Genomic DNA, 15,786 nt, shown 5'->3' on the forward strand with positions numbered 1-15,786 from the left:
TATCTTGTTCGTACAGAATCAGTTAAGCAATTGGATCTCGGGTGTCCGCGAACAGCTGTCGCTGCCGCTGCGCATCGAGCTGTGGAACGGCCAGCAGGTCGACCTGTCCAGCGAAACGCCGCGCGTGACCATCCGGCTGCCGAACATGGCGGCCGCGCGCTACCTGCTGACGCCGTCGCTGTCCAACCTGGGCACCGCCTATGTCGAGGGCGCCATCGAGGTCAAGGGCAAGGCCAAGGACATGATCGCCGTGGTCAACGCGCTGGCGCGCGGCACGCTGAAGGCCGAGGGCAAGTTCGCGCGCATGGTGCGCACCATCAGCCACAACAAGCAGAAGGACGCCGAGGCGATCCGCTACCACTACGACGTCTCCAACGAGTTCTACCAGCAGTTCCTCGACCCCAACATGGTGTACTCGTGCGCCTACTTTGAAAACGGCGACGAGGACCTGGCCACCGCCCAGCTCAAGAAGATCGACCACATCCTGCGCAAGATCGAGCTGCGGCCCAACCAGACGCTGCTGGACATCGGCTGCGGCTGGGGCGCGCTGGTGATCCGCGCGGCGCAACAGTACAACGCCCGCTGCGTCGGCGTCACGCTGTCGGAAAACCAGTACGCGCTGGCCAGGGAGCGCGTGCGCGCCGCCGGCCTCGAGCACCTGGTCGAGATCCGCCTGCAGGACTACCGCGACGTGCGCGGCCAGTTCGACCGCATCACCAGCGTCGGCATGTTCGAGCATGTCGGCATCCGCCACCTGCCGGAGTACTTCGCCGCCATAAACAGCCTGTTGGCGCCCGAGGGCATCGTGATGAACCACGGCATCACCTCCACCGACCCGGACAACGGCGAGACGCCGTACGGCGGCGGCGAGTTCATCGAAAAATACGTGTTCCCGCACGGCGAGCTGGCGCACATCGGCCATGTGCTCAAGGCCATGCAGCAGGGGTCGCTGGAGGTCAGCGACGTCGAGAGCCTGCGCCGCCACTACGCCCGCACCTGCGCCATCTGGACCGACAACTTCGAGGCCAACGGCGAGCGCGTGCGCGCGCTCGGCGGGGACAAGCGCTACCGCATCTGGCACGTCTACCTGGCCGGCTGCGCCTACGCCTTCGAGCAGGACCTGATCAGCCTGTACCAGATCGTCGGCCGCAAGGCCGGCCAGCGGGCCTCGGTGCTGCCGTGGTCGCGCAAGCACATGTATCCGTCGGCCGACAGCGCGCCGGCGCCGGCCGCCGCGCCGTACGCGCTGGGCGACGGCGGCGTGCCGGCGTTCGCCGTGCTGGGCGAGGACGGCGCGCCCGCGCTTACCTCAGCCGGCTCGCATACGTCTTCCTGAACTTGTCGAGCTTGGGCGCCACCACGAACGCGCAATAGCCCTGCAACGGATGCAGGCGGAAGTAATCCTGGTGGTAGTCCTCGGCCTTGTAAAAGGTCTGCGGCGGCGCCAGCTCGGTGACGATGGGCGCGTCCCACACGTGCGCCATCTCGGCGATGACCTGGCGCGCCGTGGCTTCCTGCTGCGGCGACTGGTGATAGATGACCGAGCGGTACTGGGTGCCAACGTCGTTGCCCTGGCGGTTGAGCGTGGTCGGATCGTGGATGGTGAAGAAGATTTCCAGCAGGTCGCGGTAGCTGACGACGGCCGGGTCGTAGGTCAGCCGCACCACTTCCGCGTGGCCGGTGGCGCCGGTGCAGACCTGCTCGTAGGTCGGATCGGCCACCTCGCCGCCGCTGTAGCCGGACTCCACCGACGTCACGCCCTTGACCTCCAGGTACACGGCCTCGGTGCACCAAAAACAGCCGCCGCCCAGTATCGCCGTTTCCATATTGCCAGCCATGACTCCCCCTGCGTAGAAGACTTGCCCATCTGCTCACTGTAACGCAAACCGGGGTAATCCGCTATGACGGTACGAATCTTTGGCATAATGGCTCCATGAACACGACTTCCCCCCGCGCCGGCGAGCGCACGTTCGACACCGCGCACTTCCGCCAGGCGCTGGGCCAGTTCGCGACCGGCGTGACCATCATCACCACCCGGCTGGCGGACGGCAGTTTCCGCGGCCTGACCGCCAGTTCCTTCAATTCGGTGTCGCTGGACCCGCCGCTGGTGCTGTGGAGCCTGGCCAATGGCGCCAACAGCATGCCGATTTTCACCGGCAACTCGCATTATGTGATCAACGTCTTGAACGCCGAGCAAGCCCACCTGGCCAAGCGCTTTGCCACGCGCGGCATCAACCCGTGGGACGGCGTGGAGTACGAGCTGTCGCGCACCGGCCAGCCGATCATCAAGGGCGCCTCGGCCTGGTTCGAGTGTCATAACCGTAGCCGCTATCCCGAGGGCGACCACGTGATTTTTGTCGGCGAGGTGGAATTCTGTGCATTTTCGCCGGCGCCGCCGCTGATTTTCCACAGCGGCCAGTTTGCCGGCCTGGGGTAAAAACGGAAATTGGTGTCGCTCTTTGAAAAGCCGGCACCGGGGCGCGGGCATAGAATGCTGGCAGCATTGATCACCATAACGAGAGACTATCTATGAGCCAAGCCCGCGCCCAATTCCACTGGGATGACCCGCTGCTGCTGGACCAGCAGCTGACCGACGACGAGCGCATGGTGCGCGACGCCGCCGCCGCCTACTGCCAGGACAAGCTGCAGCCGCGCATCCTCGACGCCTTCCGCCATGAAACGATGGACACCTCGATCTTCCGCGAGATGGGCGAGATGGGCCTGCTCGGTCCGACCATCCCGGAACAATACGGCGGTCCCGGCCTGAACTACGTGGCCTACGGCCTGATCGCGCGCGAGGTCGAGCGCGTCGACTCCGGCTACCGTTCGATGATGAGCGTGCAGTCGTCGCTGGTGATGGTGCCGATCTACGAGTTCGGCACCGAGGCGCAAAAGCAGAAATACCTGCCCAAGCTGGCCAGCGGCGAATGGATCGGCTGCTTCGGTCTGACCGAGCCCAACCACGGCTCCGACCCCGGCTCGATGATCACCCGCGCCAGGAAGGTGGCGGGCGGCTACGCGCTGACCGGCGCCAAGATGTGGATCACCAATTCGCCGGTGGCCGATGTGTTCGTGGTGTGGGCCAAGGATGACGAGGGCGCGATCCGCGGCTTCGTGCTGGAAAAAGGCATGGCCGGCCTGAGCGCGCCCGCCATCCACGGCAAGTTCGGCCTGCGTGCCTCGATCACCGGCGAGATCGTCATGGACAATGTGTTCGTGCCGGAAGAGAACGCCTTCCCGGACGTGCGCGGCCTGAAGGGCCCGTTCACCTGCCTGAACTCGGCGCGCTACGGCATCGCCTGGGGCGCGCTGGGCGCGGCGGAAGCGTGCTGGCACACGGCGCGCCAGTACGTGATGGACCGCGTGCAGTTCGGCCGTCCGCTGGCGGCAAATCAGCTGATCCAGAAAAAGCTGGCCGACATGCAGACTGAAATCACCATGGGCCTGCAAGGCTGCCTGCGCCTGGGCCGGATGAAGGACGAGGGCACGGCGGCGGTCGAGATCACCTCGATGATGAAGCGCAACTCGTGCGGCAAGTCGCTGGACATCGCCCGCATGGCGCGCGATATGCTGGGGGGGAATGGTATTTCGGATGAGTTTGGCATCATCCGGCACATGGTCAACCTGGAGGTGGTCAACACCTACGAGGGCACGCACGACATTCACGCGCTGATCCTCGGCCGGGCCCAGACTGGCATTCAAGCGTTCCAATAAACAAGGGGTACGGCGTGCGCGGCACCCGCGCACCCCGCACACCGCTGCGGCCAGGGACTCGGCGTCCCCGTCTGACCCCGTACGGGGTCAGACCCTTTCGTTTGGGGGTACGCCCTAGAAGCCCTTGAACGCGTAGCCGATGCTGAAGTTGACCGCCAGCGGATCCAGCCGCACTTCCTGGGCCTGGCCGGTCGAGTAATGGGCCGTGGTCTTCAGCTTGGTCTTGATGACCGACGCGTCCAGGAACCATTTCTCGTTGATCTTCACCGTGCCGCCGATCTGGAAGCTGGCGGCCGCCTTGTCATCCAGCTTGAAGGTGGCGCCCGGGCCGCCGGTGTTCAGCACCGCCGTCAGCTGGCCCGAACCGCGCTCCTTCTGGAACATGGCATAGGTGAAGCCCAGGCCGACATACGGACGGAACATCGAGTCCGCATTCAGGAAGCGGTACTGGATGAAGGCCGTCGGCGGCAGCACTTCCGCCGTCGCCAGCTTGCCGGTGCCGTTGATCGACCCCGCACCGAACAGCTCGTGCTTGTACGGCAGGCCCAGATCCAGCTCGGCCGAGATATTGTCGGTGAACAGATAGCCTATCGTGAAGCGCGGCTTGGTGTCCGAACCGACGTCGGTCTTGGTGCCCGGCAGCGCCGGCGCCGACACGTCGCCCGACTCCACTTTTGGCGTGATCTTGTTCACACCCAGCGTGCCCAGCCAGGTGCCAGCGGTTTGTTGTGCCGAGGCGGCCGAGGCCACCGTCATCGCGGCGGCCAGCGCCAGCAGTTTTACCGTGTTCTTCATATCGTCTCCAGATATCGGTTGGCCTGAATTACAGCCAGCCCTTGGTTACCATGGCCTTGGACACATAACGCGCCAGCAGCAGGTTGTTGTACGGGGTCGGGTGCACATCGTCGGCGAACGACCAGTGGCTGACATCGCCCGATTTCAGGTTGCTGCCGTTGCACGTCAGCGAGCTGCCCAGCGGGTTCTTGGCCGTGCTCAGGTCGCACGCGGTTTCGGAGACGTTGGTCAGGCCGTACGGGCCGGGATTGGTGGCCTGGTCGTGGCTGACGGCAAACACATCCACCAGCAACACTTTCGATTCGCTCGACAGGCCGCTGCTCAGCGCGCTGTTGAAGGCATTGACCATGGCGTTGATCAGCGCCTGGGTCGAGGCATCCTTGGCGCGGCCGGCCGGCGTGGTGGCCACGTCCGGCAGGTTGTTGACCACCACGTAGTTGGCGCCGTTGGCGATCAGCTGGGTTTTGACCAGCGCCACCAGCTCGGTGCCGGCTTGCGCCATGGCGGCGACCAGGTCGGGACCGTGGGCGGTGGCGTAGTCGGCGCCGGCTTTCTGGCCGGCGGCGGTGGCGTCGGCGGTGGCCTTGGTCACCATCGGACCGTACACGGTCGGCGCGGCGACCGCCGAGTTACCCGGCTGCACGGCGGCGGCGCCGATGGCGGCCTGGGTGATGGTGGTCTGGGTCGCGCCCGGTTGCGCGGCGGCGGTCTGGGCGGCCAGGCCGATCGCTTGCGCGGCGGTCTGCGGATTGGTCGCGCCGGCGGCCAGCTGGCCGACCAGGCTGGTGACGTAGGCAGTGTTGCCGGCAGCGGTGCCGGCAGCGGTGGCGGCGCTGCTCAGCACGCCCAGCTGGAACAGCGCGTCGTTACCGCCAGCCATCACCAGCACCAGCTCGTCGCCCTTGAACTTGCCGCCCACGGTTTTCAGGTGGTTGGCGATCTGGGTGGCGACCGGGTAGGTCAGCGCGCCCAGCGCGCTGCCGGTCAGCTTGTTGTTCGGACCAACAGGGTTGGTCACACGCGAACCGCCCATCGCATAGCCATAGCAACCCGCGTGCGGCGTGGCCGGCACCGAGAAGCCCTTGGTGGCGTCGCCGTCCAGGCCGGTCACGGCAGCGCATGGCGCCGGCAGACCCAGCTGGGCAGCGGTCAGCTCGGTCCAGTTCTTGCCGGTCAGGGTGGCGTTGATCGCGGTGTTGTCGCCATTGATGGTGAACTTGCCGCCCTTGAGCGCGGCCACGGTGCCGACATTGTACGAGCCGACGTCGGACAGGCTGTCGCCGAACGATACCTGGGCGCTGTATTTGACTTTGACGGATTGGTCGCCGGGGGCCGGATCGGTGCCGCCGCAAGCCGCAAGGACGGCCAGGGCCATTGCAGCAAGTGCAAGTTTGGTGTGACGCATGTTGTCTCCTAAGAATATTTTTTAGCTTTGTGATACGAACGGCCGTGCTATTCGCAACCCGACTAATATGCCATTCCCATTACTTCTTGTATAGAGGAACACCCCTAAAAACAGATGGTTGTGAGAAAAAAAGAACGCTTGCTCGGCGTTTATTACGCTACATCAAAGGGGCGTTCACCGCGATGGTGCAGAATCAAGGAAGGCGCGCGCCTCGCGCAGGCAGAACGGCGCCACCAGGCCGGCGTGGTAGGCATCCTTGACGGCCTGGTCGGCAGCGGCGGCGCTGCCGGTCTGGTTCAGCGTCAGGCGGCGCAGGGCCTCCTTGGCGGCGGCGAATTCGGTGCGGGTGGTCAGCGACGGTCCGCCCAGCGACAGATCATCCACGTTCAGCACCGTCAGCTGCAGGCCGGCGCCGCCCTGCGCGCGGAAGTAGGCCGCCGTGCTGGTGGTGTTGGCGTACGGGACCACCGGATCCTCGTCGCCGCCGCACAGGAACAGCGGCACGCCGGGCACATAGGTGCGCAGGTCGTTCTTCAGCAGCCACTTGCGCAGCGGCTGGGCCGGCGCGCAGGACTGCGGCGTGCCGTTGCTGGCGTTGCAGGGGTTGGCTTTGAGGTCGGCCAGATAGGCATCGCGGTAGCTGGTCTTGATCAGGTGGTCGGGGCCGAAGAAGCTGGCGTAGCCGGACGACTGCGGCAGCGAGTCGGCGGCGAACAGCACGTCGTTCGGCAGCTTGCCGGCCGCCACCAGGTCGCCCAGGCCCTGGGTGCCGGGCAGCAGCGTGTCGATGCCGCTGGCGTATTTCGGCTCGTAGATGTCGCCGAGGCTGGTGTACAGCGCCGCGCCGGCGCGCTGGCCAGCGTTGATCAGCATCGGCATGAAGCCGGACGAGCCGACCGTGGGCGCGCCGTTGAAGATGGTGTCGCCGAACAGCGTCAGCGCGTACGGGCCGGACAGCGGCGCGGCGGCCGTCACGGCGAACTCGGACGCATACTGCGTCTGCATGGCGCGCTGCGTGGCCAGCGCCACGAAGCCGCCTTGCGAATAGCCGGTCACCATCAGCCGGCTGGAGGCGCCGGCGCCGATGCCGCTGAAGACGCTGCGGGCGGCGCGCAGCGCGTCGATCATGTCGGCCGACTGCTGCTGGGCGTCGAGGTAGGGATGGTAGCCGGCGGTCGAGCCCGCGTAGCCGACGTAGTTGGGCGCCACCACGATGTAGCCCTGCGCCGCGAACATGGCGGCGATCAGGCGCGGCTCGGAGGCGGACAGGTTGGCCATGTCGGTGCTCTTCAGCACCGAGGTGCCGTGCGCGTACAGCAGCACCGGCCGGCCGCCCTGGCAGGCCGGGTTGCTGCCGGACGGCACGATGATGGCGGTGTTGGCGGGCGTGTCGGCGCCGGCCGAGTCGATGGTGTGGTATTTCAGCGTGTAAGTGGTGATGGCGCAGGTGGGCGTGCCGGTGACGGCGCTGCCGAAGTCGGTGCCGGCGTCGACCAGGGCTTTCAGCGTGGCCGGGTCGACGGTATTGACGCTGCCGCCGCTGGTGGCGACCGGCACCAGCGTGGCGCCGCCGATGGCTTGGCCGCGCAGTTGTTGCGGCGGTGGCGGTGGCGAGGTGACGACCGTGCCGCCGGTGTGGTCGGCACTGCCGCCGCCTCCGCAGGAGGCCAGGAGTAATGCCACGGGGATCAGAGCCAGCCGCACGTTGCGCATGTCGCTTCCTTGCAAGATGGCCGGGCGGAGTCGTCGGCCGGCAACAGGGTCATCTTAGCAAATCAGGGACGGCATGCGCGCGCTTTAGAGCGGACGGCACCGCTGGAACCCGCACACCGCTGGGCCGGGGTCTGACCCCGTACGGGGTCAGACCCCTTCGTTTGGGGTGAAAGCAAGCTCAGCTTTGTAGCAGCGTTTCTATGACGCCGGCAGACCCGAACACCGACCGCCGCAAACGGTCGTTGACGCCCAGCCACGCGGCATCCTGCGGCGGGGTTTCCACCAGGATCAGGCCGGCGCCGGTCTGGTCCATATCGCGCAGCGCGGCATACAGGCCGTAGGCGTAGCCGGCAGCGTCGGCGGGCAGCATGCGCTGCGCATGCGCGGCGCCGGTCAGCGCGGACGGCAACGCATGACCGATCAACGCCACCTTGATACCTTTCGCGTGCAGCTTGCCCAGCGTTTCCGCCAGCGCCCCGGCCGCCAGCATGGTCACCGGCGTGCGTGGCGCATAGTGCGACTCCAGCGTGCCGGAAGCGCGCGGCGCAGCCTGGTCCGGCGCGGCCGGCAGCATGCCGATCACATCGGCAATCTGTTGCGCGCTGATGTGGCCCGGACGCAGCAGCACCGGTCCATGCGTTGCCAGCCGCGACATGTCGACAATCGTCGATTCAATGCCGACCTCGCTCGAACCGCCCTCCAGCACCATGCCCAGCGGACCGGCCGAGCAAGCCTCACCGCCGTTGAGCGCGCCGTCGTCGTGCGCGTCCATGCCGAACTCGTCGCGCACGTGCTGCGCGGTGGTCGGGCTGACGTTGCCGAACTTGTTGGCCGAGGGCGCCGCCACGCCGCCCTTGCCGCCCTTAAAGGCCTGCAACAGCGCGATGGCGACCGGGTGCGACGGGCAGCGCATGCCGACCGTATCCTGCCCGGCCGATACCGCATCCGGAATATCCGGATTGCGCTTCAGTATCAACGTCAGCGGCCCCGGCCAGAAGGCTTGCACCAGCTGGCGCGCCGCTTCCGGCACGTCGGTGGTCCAATGGTCGAGGTCAGCGCCGGGCGCGACGTGCACGATCACCGGGTGGTCGTGCGGCCGGCCCTTGGCTTCGTAGATGCGCGCCACGGCGGCCGGGTTTTCCGCGTCCGCGCCCAGGCCGTAGACGGTCTCGGTCGGGAACGCGACCAGGCCGCCCTCTTCCAAAATGGCCGAGGCGGCGGCGATATCCGCCGCGCTGGCGACGCTTGCGGCTGGCTGCTTCACGGCGCCGCCCCGACGTCGATGCCCAGCACGGCGCAGGCGGCGTTTAGCTGTTGCTGCGCTTGCTCCAGCGTCGGCGCGATGAAGGTCAGGTGACCCATCTTGCGCGCGCGGCGCGGATCGTCCTTTCCGTACAGGTGCAGATTGGCGCCCGGCAGCGCGAGGATTTCATCCCACGCCGGTTCGCGTGGCGTGTCGCTGTCGCCCTCGAACCAGACGTCGCCGAGAATATTCAGCATGACGGCCGGCGAATGCTGGCGCACGTCGCCCAGCGGCAGGCGCGCCATGGCCCGCACCTGCTGCGCGAACTGGCTGGTGACGCAGGCGTCGATGGTGTAGTGGCCGCTGTTGTGCGGGCGCGGCGCCATCTCGTTGACCACCAGCGAACCATCGGTCAGCACGAAGAACTCGATGCACAGCACGCCCACGTAACCGAGCTCGGCCACGATGGCCTGCGCCGCCTTCTGCGCCTTCAGTGCGCTCTCGTCCGACACATGCGGGCCGGGCACGGTGGTGGTGAACAGGATGCCGTCGCGGTGCACGTTTTCGGCGATCGGGTAGACCACCGATTCGCCGTCATGGCCGCGCGCGGTCAGCACCGACACCTCATACGCCAGCGGCAGCATCTTCTCCAGCAGGCAAGTCACCTTGCCCATGGATTCAAACGCCGCCTGCACGTCGGCGCGCGACTTGACACGCACCTGGCCCTTGCCGTCGTAACCCATGCGCACGGTTTTCAGGATGCCCGGCAGCAGCTCGTCGCCGATGGCGTCGATGTCTTCCTGCGAAGCGATCACCTTGTGCGGCGCCGGCATCACGCCCGATTTATCGGCGCAGCTGACGAAGAACGATTTCTCGGCGATGCGGTCCTGCGCCACCGACACGCCATGCGCGTTGGGCGCCACGAACACCGATTGCGCCAGGCGCGACAGGCTGTCCGCGGGGACGTTTTCAAACTCGGTGGTGACGGCGGCGCATTGCGCGGCCAGCGCGTCGAGGCCGGCGGCATCGCTGTAGCCGGCGTTGACCAGGCGCTGCGCGACCTGGCCGGCCGGGCAGTCTTCCGACGGTTCCAGCACGGCAACCTGGTAACCCATGGCCTGCGCGGCCTGGGCAAACATGCGGCCCAGCTGGCCGCCGCCCATCACGCCCAGCCAGGCGGGCGGATTGGCTTGCGGCAGGATGGCCTTGTACTTCGGATCAGTCATCTTATTCCAGCGGCAGTTTCATGGCCTTGGCGGCCTCGGTTTGCGACACGCGGAAGGCTTCCAGCTTGTCGGCCAGCGCGGCGTCGGTCGACGCGATCATGGCCACGGCGGTCAGCGCCGCATTGGCCGCGCCCGCTTCGCCGATGGCGAAGGTGGACACCGGCACGCCCTTCGGCATCTGCAGGATCGACAGCATGGAGTCTTCGCCGCGCAGGTACTTGGACGGCACCGGCACGCCCAGCACCGGCACGATGGTCATGGCCGCCACCATGCCCGGCAGGTGCGCCGCGCCGCCGGCGCCGGCGATGATGGCGCGCAGGCCGCGCGCGCGCGCGCTCTTGGCGTAGGCGTACATCTCATCCGGCATGCGGTGCGCGGAAATCACCTGCGCTTCAAACGGCACGCCGAACTGCTTGAGGATGTTGACGGCGTTCTGCATCACGTCCCAGTCCGAGGACGAGCCCATGATGACGCCGACCAGTGGCTTCTGTTGATCGCTCATCGCTCAGGCCTTCAGCTTTTCGCCGGTCAGGCGTTCGATGGCTTCGAAGTACTTGGCCTGGGTCTTGGCGATGACGTCGGCCGGCAGCGCCGGCGCCGGCGCAGTCTTGCCCCAGTCGGTCAGGGTTTCCAGGTAGTCGCGCACGAACTGCTTGTCGAACGATGGCGGCGAGATGCCGGTGGCGTACGAGTCGGCCGGCCAGAAGCGCGACGAGTCGGCGGTCAGCACTTCGTCCATCAGGTGCATGACGCCGTTTTCGTCCAGGCCGAATTCGAACTTGGTGTCGGCGATGATGATGCCGCGCGAGGCGGCGTATTCGGACGCTTCGGTGTACAGCTTGATGGCAACGTCGCGCATCTTGGTGGCCAGTTCGGTGCCGATGCGTTTTTCCATGTCCTCGAAGCTGATGTTTTCGTCGTGCTCGCCGATGTCGGCCTTGGCGGCCGGCGTGAAGATCGGCTGCGGCAGCTTCTCGGCCTGCTTCAGGCCTGCCGGCAGCTGGATGCCGCAGATGGCGCCGGTGGCCTGGTAGTCTTTCCAGCCCGAGCCGATGATGTAGCCGCGCACCACCGCTTCCACCAGGATCGGCTTCAGGCGCTTGGCGACCACGGCGCGGCCTTTGACCTGCTCCACCTCGTCCGGCGCCACCACGGATTCCGGCGCCACGCCGGTCAGGTGGTTCGGCACGATGTGGCCCAGTTTCTCGAACCAGAAATCGGTCATCTGGTTCAACACCATGCCCTTGCCGGGAATCGGTTCATTCATGACAACATCGAAGGCCGACAGGCGGTCGGAGGTGACGATGAGGATTTTGTCATCGCCGACAGCGTAGTTGTCGCGGACTTTGCCGTGGCCGAGGAGTGGCAGGGACTTGATGGAGGACTGGTAGAGGCTGTTCATAGCAGGGGAATGTAATGAAAAAGCAAAAACCGGCGGGAGGAAGCCTCGATCGCCGGTCGAAAGAGTCGGCCAGACCCGCGCCACCACCACCGTCATTCCCGCGCAGGCGGGAATCCATAGCACCGCTGAGCAGAGTCAGCATGGATTCCTGCTTTCGCAGGAATGACGGGGTGTGTGGCGCGGGCCTTAAAGCCGTTCCAAAACGAGATTTTACTTCACAATCTGGGCCAACTCGCCGGCCTTGTAGCGTTCCGCCATTTTTTCCAGTGGAATTGGCTTGATTTTCGACGCCTGGCCTTCGCAGCCAAACGCCTGGAAGCGCGCGCGCACCACTTCCTCGGCGGCGGCGCGGGCCGGCTTGAGGAAGTCGCGCGGGTCGAACTTGGACGGGTTCTGGAACATGTACTTGCGCACGGCGGCGGTCATGGCCAGGCGGATGTCGGTGTCGATGTTGATCTTGCGCACGCCGTGACGGATGCCTTCCTGGATTTCTTCGACCGGCACGCCGTAGGTTTCCTTCATGTCGCCGCCAAATTCGCGGATGATGGCCAGCAGTTCCTGCGGCACCGACGACGAGCCGTGCATCACCAGGTGGGTGTTGGGGATGCGCGCATGGATTTCCTTGATGCGGTCGATGGCCAGGATGTCGCCGGTTGGCTTGCGGGTGAACTTGTAGGCGCCGTGGGAGGTGCCGATGGCGATGGCCAGCGCGTCGCACTGGGTTTTCTGCACGAAGTCGGCGGCCTGGGCCACGTCGGTCAGCAGTTGTTCGCGGGTCATGGTGCCGTCGGCGCCGTGGCCGTCTTCCTTGTCGCCCTTCATGGTTTCCAGCGAACCGAGCACGCCCAGCTCGGCTTCCACCGTCACGCCGATGGCGTGCGAGAACTTGACCACTTCGCGCGACACGTCGACGTTGTATTCGTACGAGGCGACCGACTTGCCGTCGGCTTCCAGCGAACCGTCCATCATCACCGAGCTGAAGCCCGAGCGGATGGCGGCCATGCAGACCGCCGGCGACTGGCCGTGGTCCTGGTGCATGACGACCGGAATGTGCGGGTAGGCTTCGATGGCGGCGTCGATCAGGTGGCGCAGGAACGCTTCGCCAGCGTACTTGCGGGCGCCGGCCGACGCTTGCATGATGACCGGCGCGTTCAGCGCGTCGGCGGCAGCCATGATGGCCTGCACTTGCTCCAGGTTGTTGACGTTGAACGCAGGGATGCCATAGCCGTTTTCAGCGGCGTGGTCCAGCAGTTGACGCATGGATACGAGGGACATGGTAATACTCCAATCACAATAAAAAAACCTGTCACCGCCGCCCCGGCGAACGCCGGGGCCCATACGTCGGCTGCCATTCAGGCGCAGCATGGGTGCCGGCTTGCGCCGGCACGACGGGTGTTAACTAAATTCGCCAACCTTCACGATCTTCAGCGCATTGGTGCCGCCGGCCTGGCCCATCGGCGAGCCCCAGGTGACCACGATCAGGTCGCCCTTCTTGACTACGCCCTGCGCGACCAGCAATTCCTCGGCTTTCTTCAGCACCGCGGTGCTGCTGCCTTCCTGGAGCAAATTGTATGCCTTCACGTTGCGATACAGCGATACTTTACGCAGCGTGGTGGTCGACGGCGTCAGCGCGTAGATCGGCGTGTCGATGTTGTGGCGGCTCATCCACAGTGCGGTCGAGCCCGACTCGGTCAGCGCCACGATGGCCTTCACCGCCAGGTGGTGCGCGGTGAACAGCGCGCCGTAGGCGATCGACTGGTCGATGCGGGTAAAGGTCGCGTTGAGGAAGTCGGCGTCCAGCTTGTTGTACTCGGAACGCTCGGCTTCCACGCAAATGGCGGCCATCATTTCCACCGTTTCGATCGGGTAGCGGCCCGAGGCGGTCTCGGCCGACGTCATCACGGCGTCGGTGCCGTCCAGCACGGCGTTGGCCACGTCCGACACCTCGGCGCGGGTCGGCACGGCGTTGAAGATCATCGACTCCATCATCTGGGTCGCGGTGATCGCCAGCTTGTTCGATTCGCGCGCCATGCGGATCATGCGCTTTTGCAGCGCCGGCACCGCCGCGTTGCCCACTTCCACCGCCAGGTCGCCGCGCGCCACCATGATGCCGTCCGAGGCGTCGAGGATCTCCTGCAGCAGCGGGATCGCTTCGGCGCGCTCGATCTTGGCGATCATCATCGGCTTGTGGCCAAAGGCCTCGCCGGCGATGTTGGCCAGCTGGCGCGCCATTTCCATGTCGGTCGCGCTTTTCGGGAACGAGATCGCCAGGTAGTCGGCCTGGAAACTCATGGCCGTCTTGATGTCTTCCATGTCCTTGGCGGTCAGCGCCGGCGCGGTCAGGCCGCCGCCCAGGCGGTTGATGCCCTTGTTGTTGGACAGCTCGCCGCCGATCTTGACGACGGTGTAAATCTCGCTGCCCACCACTTTTTCCACCACCAGCACGATCAGGCCGTCGTTCAGCAGCAGCTGGTCGTCCGGACGCACATCCTGCGGCAGCGCCTTGTAGTCGAGGCCGACGCGCTCCTGGTTGCCCAGTTCGCCGTTCTCGCCCCACTTGGCGTCCAGGATGAACTTGTCGCCCTTGGCCAGCTCGATCTTGCCGTTCTCAAACTTGCCGACGCGGATTTTCGGTCCCTGCATGTCCGCCATGATCGCCACCTCGCGGCCGCACTCGGCGGCGGCCTCGCGCACCAGGCGGGCGCGGTCGATGTGGTCCTGCGCCTTGCCGTGCGAGAAATTCAGGCGCACGACATCGACACCGGCACGTATCATTTTGACCAGTACGTTGAAGTCGGTAGAAGCTGGGCCGATCGTGGCGACAATTTTGGTGCTACGAGACATAGTATTCCTTAGCGATAGGTCATGCGAACAGTTCCCGCAGGGGCGGAAACCCGGGTTTTATTGTGGTTAAGACATCAAATCTGTAAATCTGTTACAGATTTGACGCCCTTCCCAGGCATTACCTGGATTCTACTGTTAATTTGCTACAAAGCACGACCGTGCTATTTTCTATACTTTACTTCGCCGCGCGCTGGGTCAGGATCTCGACCGCCGGCAGGGTCTTGCCTTCCAGGAATTCCAGGAAAGCGCCGCCGCCGGTGGAGATGTAGCCGACCTGGTCGCCGATGTGGTACTTGGCGATTGCCGCCAGCGTATCACCGCCGCCGGCGATCGAGAACGCTTTCGATTGCGCGATGGCCAGCGCCAGCGTCTTGGTGCCTTCGGCGAACTGGTCGAATTCAAACACGCCCACCGGGCCGTTCCACACGATGGTGCCGGCGGCGCCGATCTGCTGCGCCAGCTGGGCGGCGGTTTGCGGGCCGATATCCAGGATCATGTCGTCATCGGCGACATCCTTGACGTCCTTGACGGTGGCGGCGGCGGTCGGCGAGAACTCCTTGGCGCACACCACGTCCACCGGAATCGGCACTTGCGCGCCGCGCTTGGCCATCTTCTCGATGATGCTCCTGGCGTTGGCCACCAGATCCGGCTCGGCCAGCGATTTGCCGATCTTCAGGCCGGCGGCCAGCATGAAGGTGTTGGCGATGCCGCCGCCGACGATCAGGTTGTCCACCTTGTCCGCCAGCGATTCCAGGATCGACAGCTTGGTCGACACCTTGGAACCGGCCACGATGGCCAGCAGCGGACGGGCCGGCGCGCCCAGCGCCTTGCCCAGCGCGTCCAGCTCGGCGGCCAGCAGCGGGCCGGCGGCGGCGACCGGCGCAAACTTGGCGATGCCGTGCGTCGAGGCTTCCGCGCGGTGCGCGGTGCCGAAGGCGTCGTTGACGTAGATGTCGCACAAAGCGGCCATTTTCTGCGCCAGTTCGTCGCTGTTCTTCTTTTCGCCCTTGTTGACGCGGACGTTTTCCAGCAGCACCACCTGGCCGGCCTGCAAGCCTTCCAGGCCGGCGCCGTCGACCCAGTTCTGCTTCAGCTCAACCGGCTGGCCCAGCAGTTCGGACAGGCGCTTGGCGACCGGCGCCAGGCTGTCTTCCGGCTTGAACTCGCCCTCGGTCGGACGGCCCAGGTGGGACGTGACCATGACCTTGGCGCCAGCGGCCAGCGCTGCCTTAATGGCTGGAACTGACGCGCGGATGCGGGTATCTTCGGTGATATTGCCGGCATCATCCTGCGGCACGTTCAGGTCGGCGCGGATGAAAACACGCTTGCCTTGCAGCGCGTTTTGATCAATGAGGTCTTGCAGACGGATGAAGTTCAGAACAGCGGACATGGCTACCCAAGGTCGAGTTGTTGGAAGATCGCTATTTTACCTGAACCGCAACGT

14 protein-coding genes are annotated in these 15,786 nt (G+C 65.6%); 3 read left to right on the plus strand and 11 right to left on the minus strand.

Going from position 1 to position 15,786, the window contains the following annotated elements; genetic code table 11:
* Positions 1-4 precede the first annotated feature (4 nt).
* Positions 5-1,336: a cyclopropane-fatty-acyl-phospholipid synthase family protein gene (locus FHW58_RS16290; RefSeq protein WP_179674156.1), complete on the plus strand. Its 1,332-nt coding sequence runs from the start codon at positions 5-7 to the stop codon at positions 1,334-1,336.
* Here the strand turns inward: FHW58_RS16290 and msrA are convergent.
* Positions 1,305-1,838 (minus strand): peptide-methionine (S)-S-oxide reductase MsrA, encoded by a 534-nt coding sequence (gene msrA / locus FHW58_RS16295; protein ID WP_179674157.1) that lies wholly within the window; start codon positions 1,836-1,838, stop codon positions 1,305-1,307. The genes FHW58_RS16290 and msrA overlap by 32 nt on opposite strands.
* 95 nt (positions 1,839-1,933) lie before the next feature.
* Between msrA and FHW58_RS16300 the strand changes: the two genes are divergently transcribed.
* Together FHW58_RS16300 and FHW58_RS16305 are read left to right on the plus strand one after the other, a co-directional pair.
* The gene (locus tag FHW58_RS16300; protein ID WP_179674158.1) at positions 1,934-2,437 is read left to right on the plus strand and encodes a flavin reductase family protein; all 504 of its coding nucleotides are present in this window, start codon (positions 1,934-1,936) and stop codon (positions 2,435-2,437) included.
* A gap of 92 nt (positions 2,438-2,529) precedes the next feature.
* The gene (locus FHW58_RS16305; protein WP_179674159.1) at positions 2,530-3,714 is read left to right on the plus strand and encodes an acyl-CoA dehydrogenase; all 1,185 of its coding nucleotides are present in this window, start codon (positions 2,530-2,532) and stop codon (positions 3,712-3,714) included.
* Between the two features lie 114 nt (positions 3,715-3,828).
* Here the strand turns inward: FHW58_RS16305 and FHW58_RS16310 are convergent, their stop codons facing one another.
* From FHW58_RS16310 to FHW58_RS16355, 10 genes are all read right to left on the minus strand, one after another.
* The gene (locus tag FHW58_RS16310; protein WP_179674160.1) at positions 3,829-4,509 is read right to left on the minus strand and encodes an OmpW family protein; all 681 of its coding nucleotides are present in this window, start codon (positions 4,507-4,509) and stop codon (positions 3,829-3,831) included.
* Positions 4,510-4,537: 28 nt separating this feature from the next.
* On the minus strand, positions 4,538-5,914 hold the full coding sequence (locus tag FHW58_RS16315; RefSeq protein ID WP_179674161.1) for an SGNH/GDSL hydrolase family protein: 1,377 nt from the start codon (positions 5,912-5,914) through the stop codon (positions 4,538-4,540).
* 174 nt (positions 5,915-6,088) lie between these two features.
* Positions 6,089-7,597, minus strand: a complete 1,509-nt coding sequence (locus FHW58_RS16320) for a lipase family protein (RefSeq protein ID WP_373996686.1) — start codon at positions 7,595-7,597, stop codon at positions 6,089-6,091.
* A gap of 208 nt (positions 7,598-7,805) precedes the next feature.
* Positions 7,806-8,891 carry an L-threonylcarbamoyladenylate synthase gene (locus FHW58_RS16325; protein WP_179674163.1) on the minus strand — a complete coding sequence of 362 codons (1,086 nt, stop codon included), beginning with the start codon at positions 8,889-8,891 and terminating at the stop codon, positions 7,806-7,808.
* The gene (locus FHW58_RS16330; RefSeq protein WP_179674164.1) at positions 8,888-10,096 is read right to left on the minus strand and encodes a 5-(carboxyamino)imidazole ribonucleotide synthase; all 1,209 of its coding nucleotides are present in this window, start codon (positions 10,094-10,096) and stop codon (positions 8,888-8,890) included. The genes FHW58_RS16325 and FHW58_RS16330 overlap by 4 nt, the downstream gene beginning before the upstream one ends.
* Position 10,097: 1 nt before the next feature.
* A complete protein-coding gene (gene purE, locus FHW58_RS16335) occupies positions 10,098-10,598 on the minus strand; it encodes a 5-(carboxyamino)imidazole ribonucleotide mutase (RefSeq protein ID WP_179674165.1) in 501 nt (166 codons plus the stop codon).
* Positions 10,599-10,601: 3 nt separating this feature from the next.
* Entirely contained in the window at positions 10,602-11,498 is an 897-nt protein-coding gene (locus FHW58_RS16340; protein WP_179674166.1) for a phosphoribosylaminoimidazolesuccinocarboxamide synthase, read from the minus strand.
* A gap of 210 nt (positions 11,499-11,708) precedes the next feature.
* Positions 11,709-12,773: a class II fructose-bisphosphate aldolase gene (gene fba, locus FHW58_RS16345; RefSeq protein WP_179674167.1), complete on the minus strand. Its 1,065-nt coding sequence runs from the start codon at positions 12,771-12,773 to the stop codon at positions 11,709-11,711.
* Between the two features lie 120 nt (positions 12,774-12,893).
* Complete coding sequence (gene pyk / locus FHW58_RS16350; protein WP_179674168.1) at positions 12,894-14,342, minus strand: pyruvate kinase; 1,449 nt, start codon at positions 14,340-14,342, stop codon at positions 12,894-12,896.
* A gap of 175 nt (positions 14,343-14,517) precedes the next feature.
* Positions 14,518-15,732 carry a phosphoglycerate kinase gene (locus tag FHW58_RS16355; RefSeq protein WP_304506274.1) on the minus strand — a complete coding sequence of 405 codons (1,215 nt, stop codon included), beginning with the start codon at positions 15,730-15,732 and terminating at the stop codon, positions 14,518-14,520.
* Between the last annotated feature and the right edge of the window lie 54 nt (positions 15,733-15,786).

Source organism: Duganella sp. 1224 (genome assembly GCF_013408245.1).
Taxonomy (GTDB): domain Bacteria; phylum Pseudomonadota; class Gammaproteobacteria; order Burkholderiales; family Burkholderiaceae_D; genus Rugamonas.

What these genes read in the sequence shown, in the direction of transcription:
- msrA (WP_179674157.1), bottom strand. Translation starts at nt 1,838, where the DNA reads ATGGCTGGCAATATGGAAACGGCGATACTGGGCGGCGGCTGTTTTTGG.
- FHW58_RS16300 (WP_179674158.1), top strand. Translation starts at nt 1,934, where the DNA reads ATGAACACGACTTCCCCCCGCGCCGGCGAGCGCACGTTCGACACCGCG.
- FHW58_RS16305 (WP_179674159.1), top strand. Translation starts at nt 2,530, where the DNA reads ATGAGCCAAGCCCGCGCCCAATTCCACTGGGATGACCCGCTGCTGCTG.
- FHW58_RS16310 (WP_179674160.1), bottom strand. Translation starts at nt 4,509, where the DNA reads ATGAAGAACACGGTAAAACTGCTGGCGCTGGCCGCCGCGATGACGGTG.
- FHW58_RS16315 (WP_179674161.1), bottom strand. Translation starts at nt 5,914, where the DNA reads ATGCGTCACACCAAACTTGCACTTGCTGCAATGGCCCTGGCCGTCCTT.
- FHW58_RS16330 (WP_179674164.1), bottom strand. Translation starts at nt 10,096, where the DNA reads ATGACTGATCCGAAGTACAAGGCCATCCTGCCGCAAGCCAATCCGCCC.
- purE (WP_179674165.1), bottom strand. Translation starts at nt 10,598, where the DNA reads ATGAGCGATCAACAGAAGCCACTGGTCGGCGTCATCATGGGCTCGTCC.
- FHW58_RS16340 (WP_179674166.1), bottom strand. Translation starts at nt 11,498, where the DNA reads ATGAACAGCCTCTACCAGTCCTCCATCAAGTCCCTGCCACTCCTCGGC.
- fba (WP_179674167.1), bottom strand. Translation starts at nt 12,773, where the DNA reads ATGTCCCTCGTATCCATGCGTCAACTGCTGGACCACGCCGCTGAAAAC.
- pyk (WP_179674168.1), bottom strand. Translation starts at nt 14,342, where the DNA reads ATGTCTCGTAGCACCAAAATTGTCGCCACGATCGGCCCAGCTTCTACC.
- FHW58_RS16355 (WP_304506274.1), bottom strand. Translation starts at nt 15,732, where the DNA reads ATGTCCGCTGTTCTGAACTTCATCCGTCTGCAAGACCTCATTGATCAA.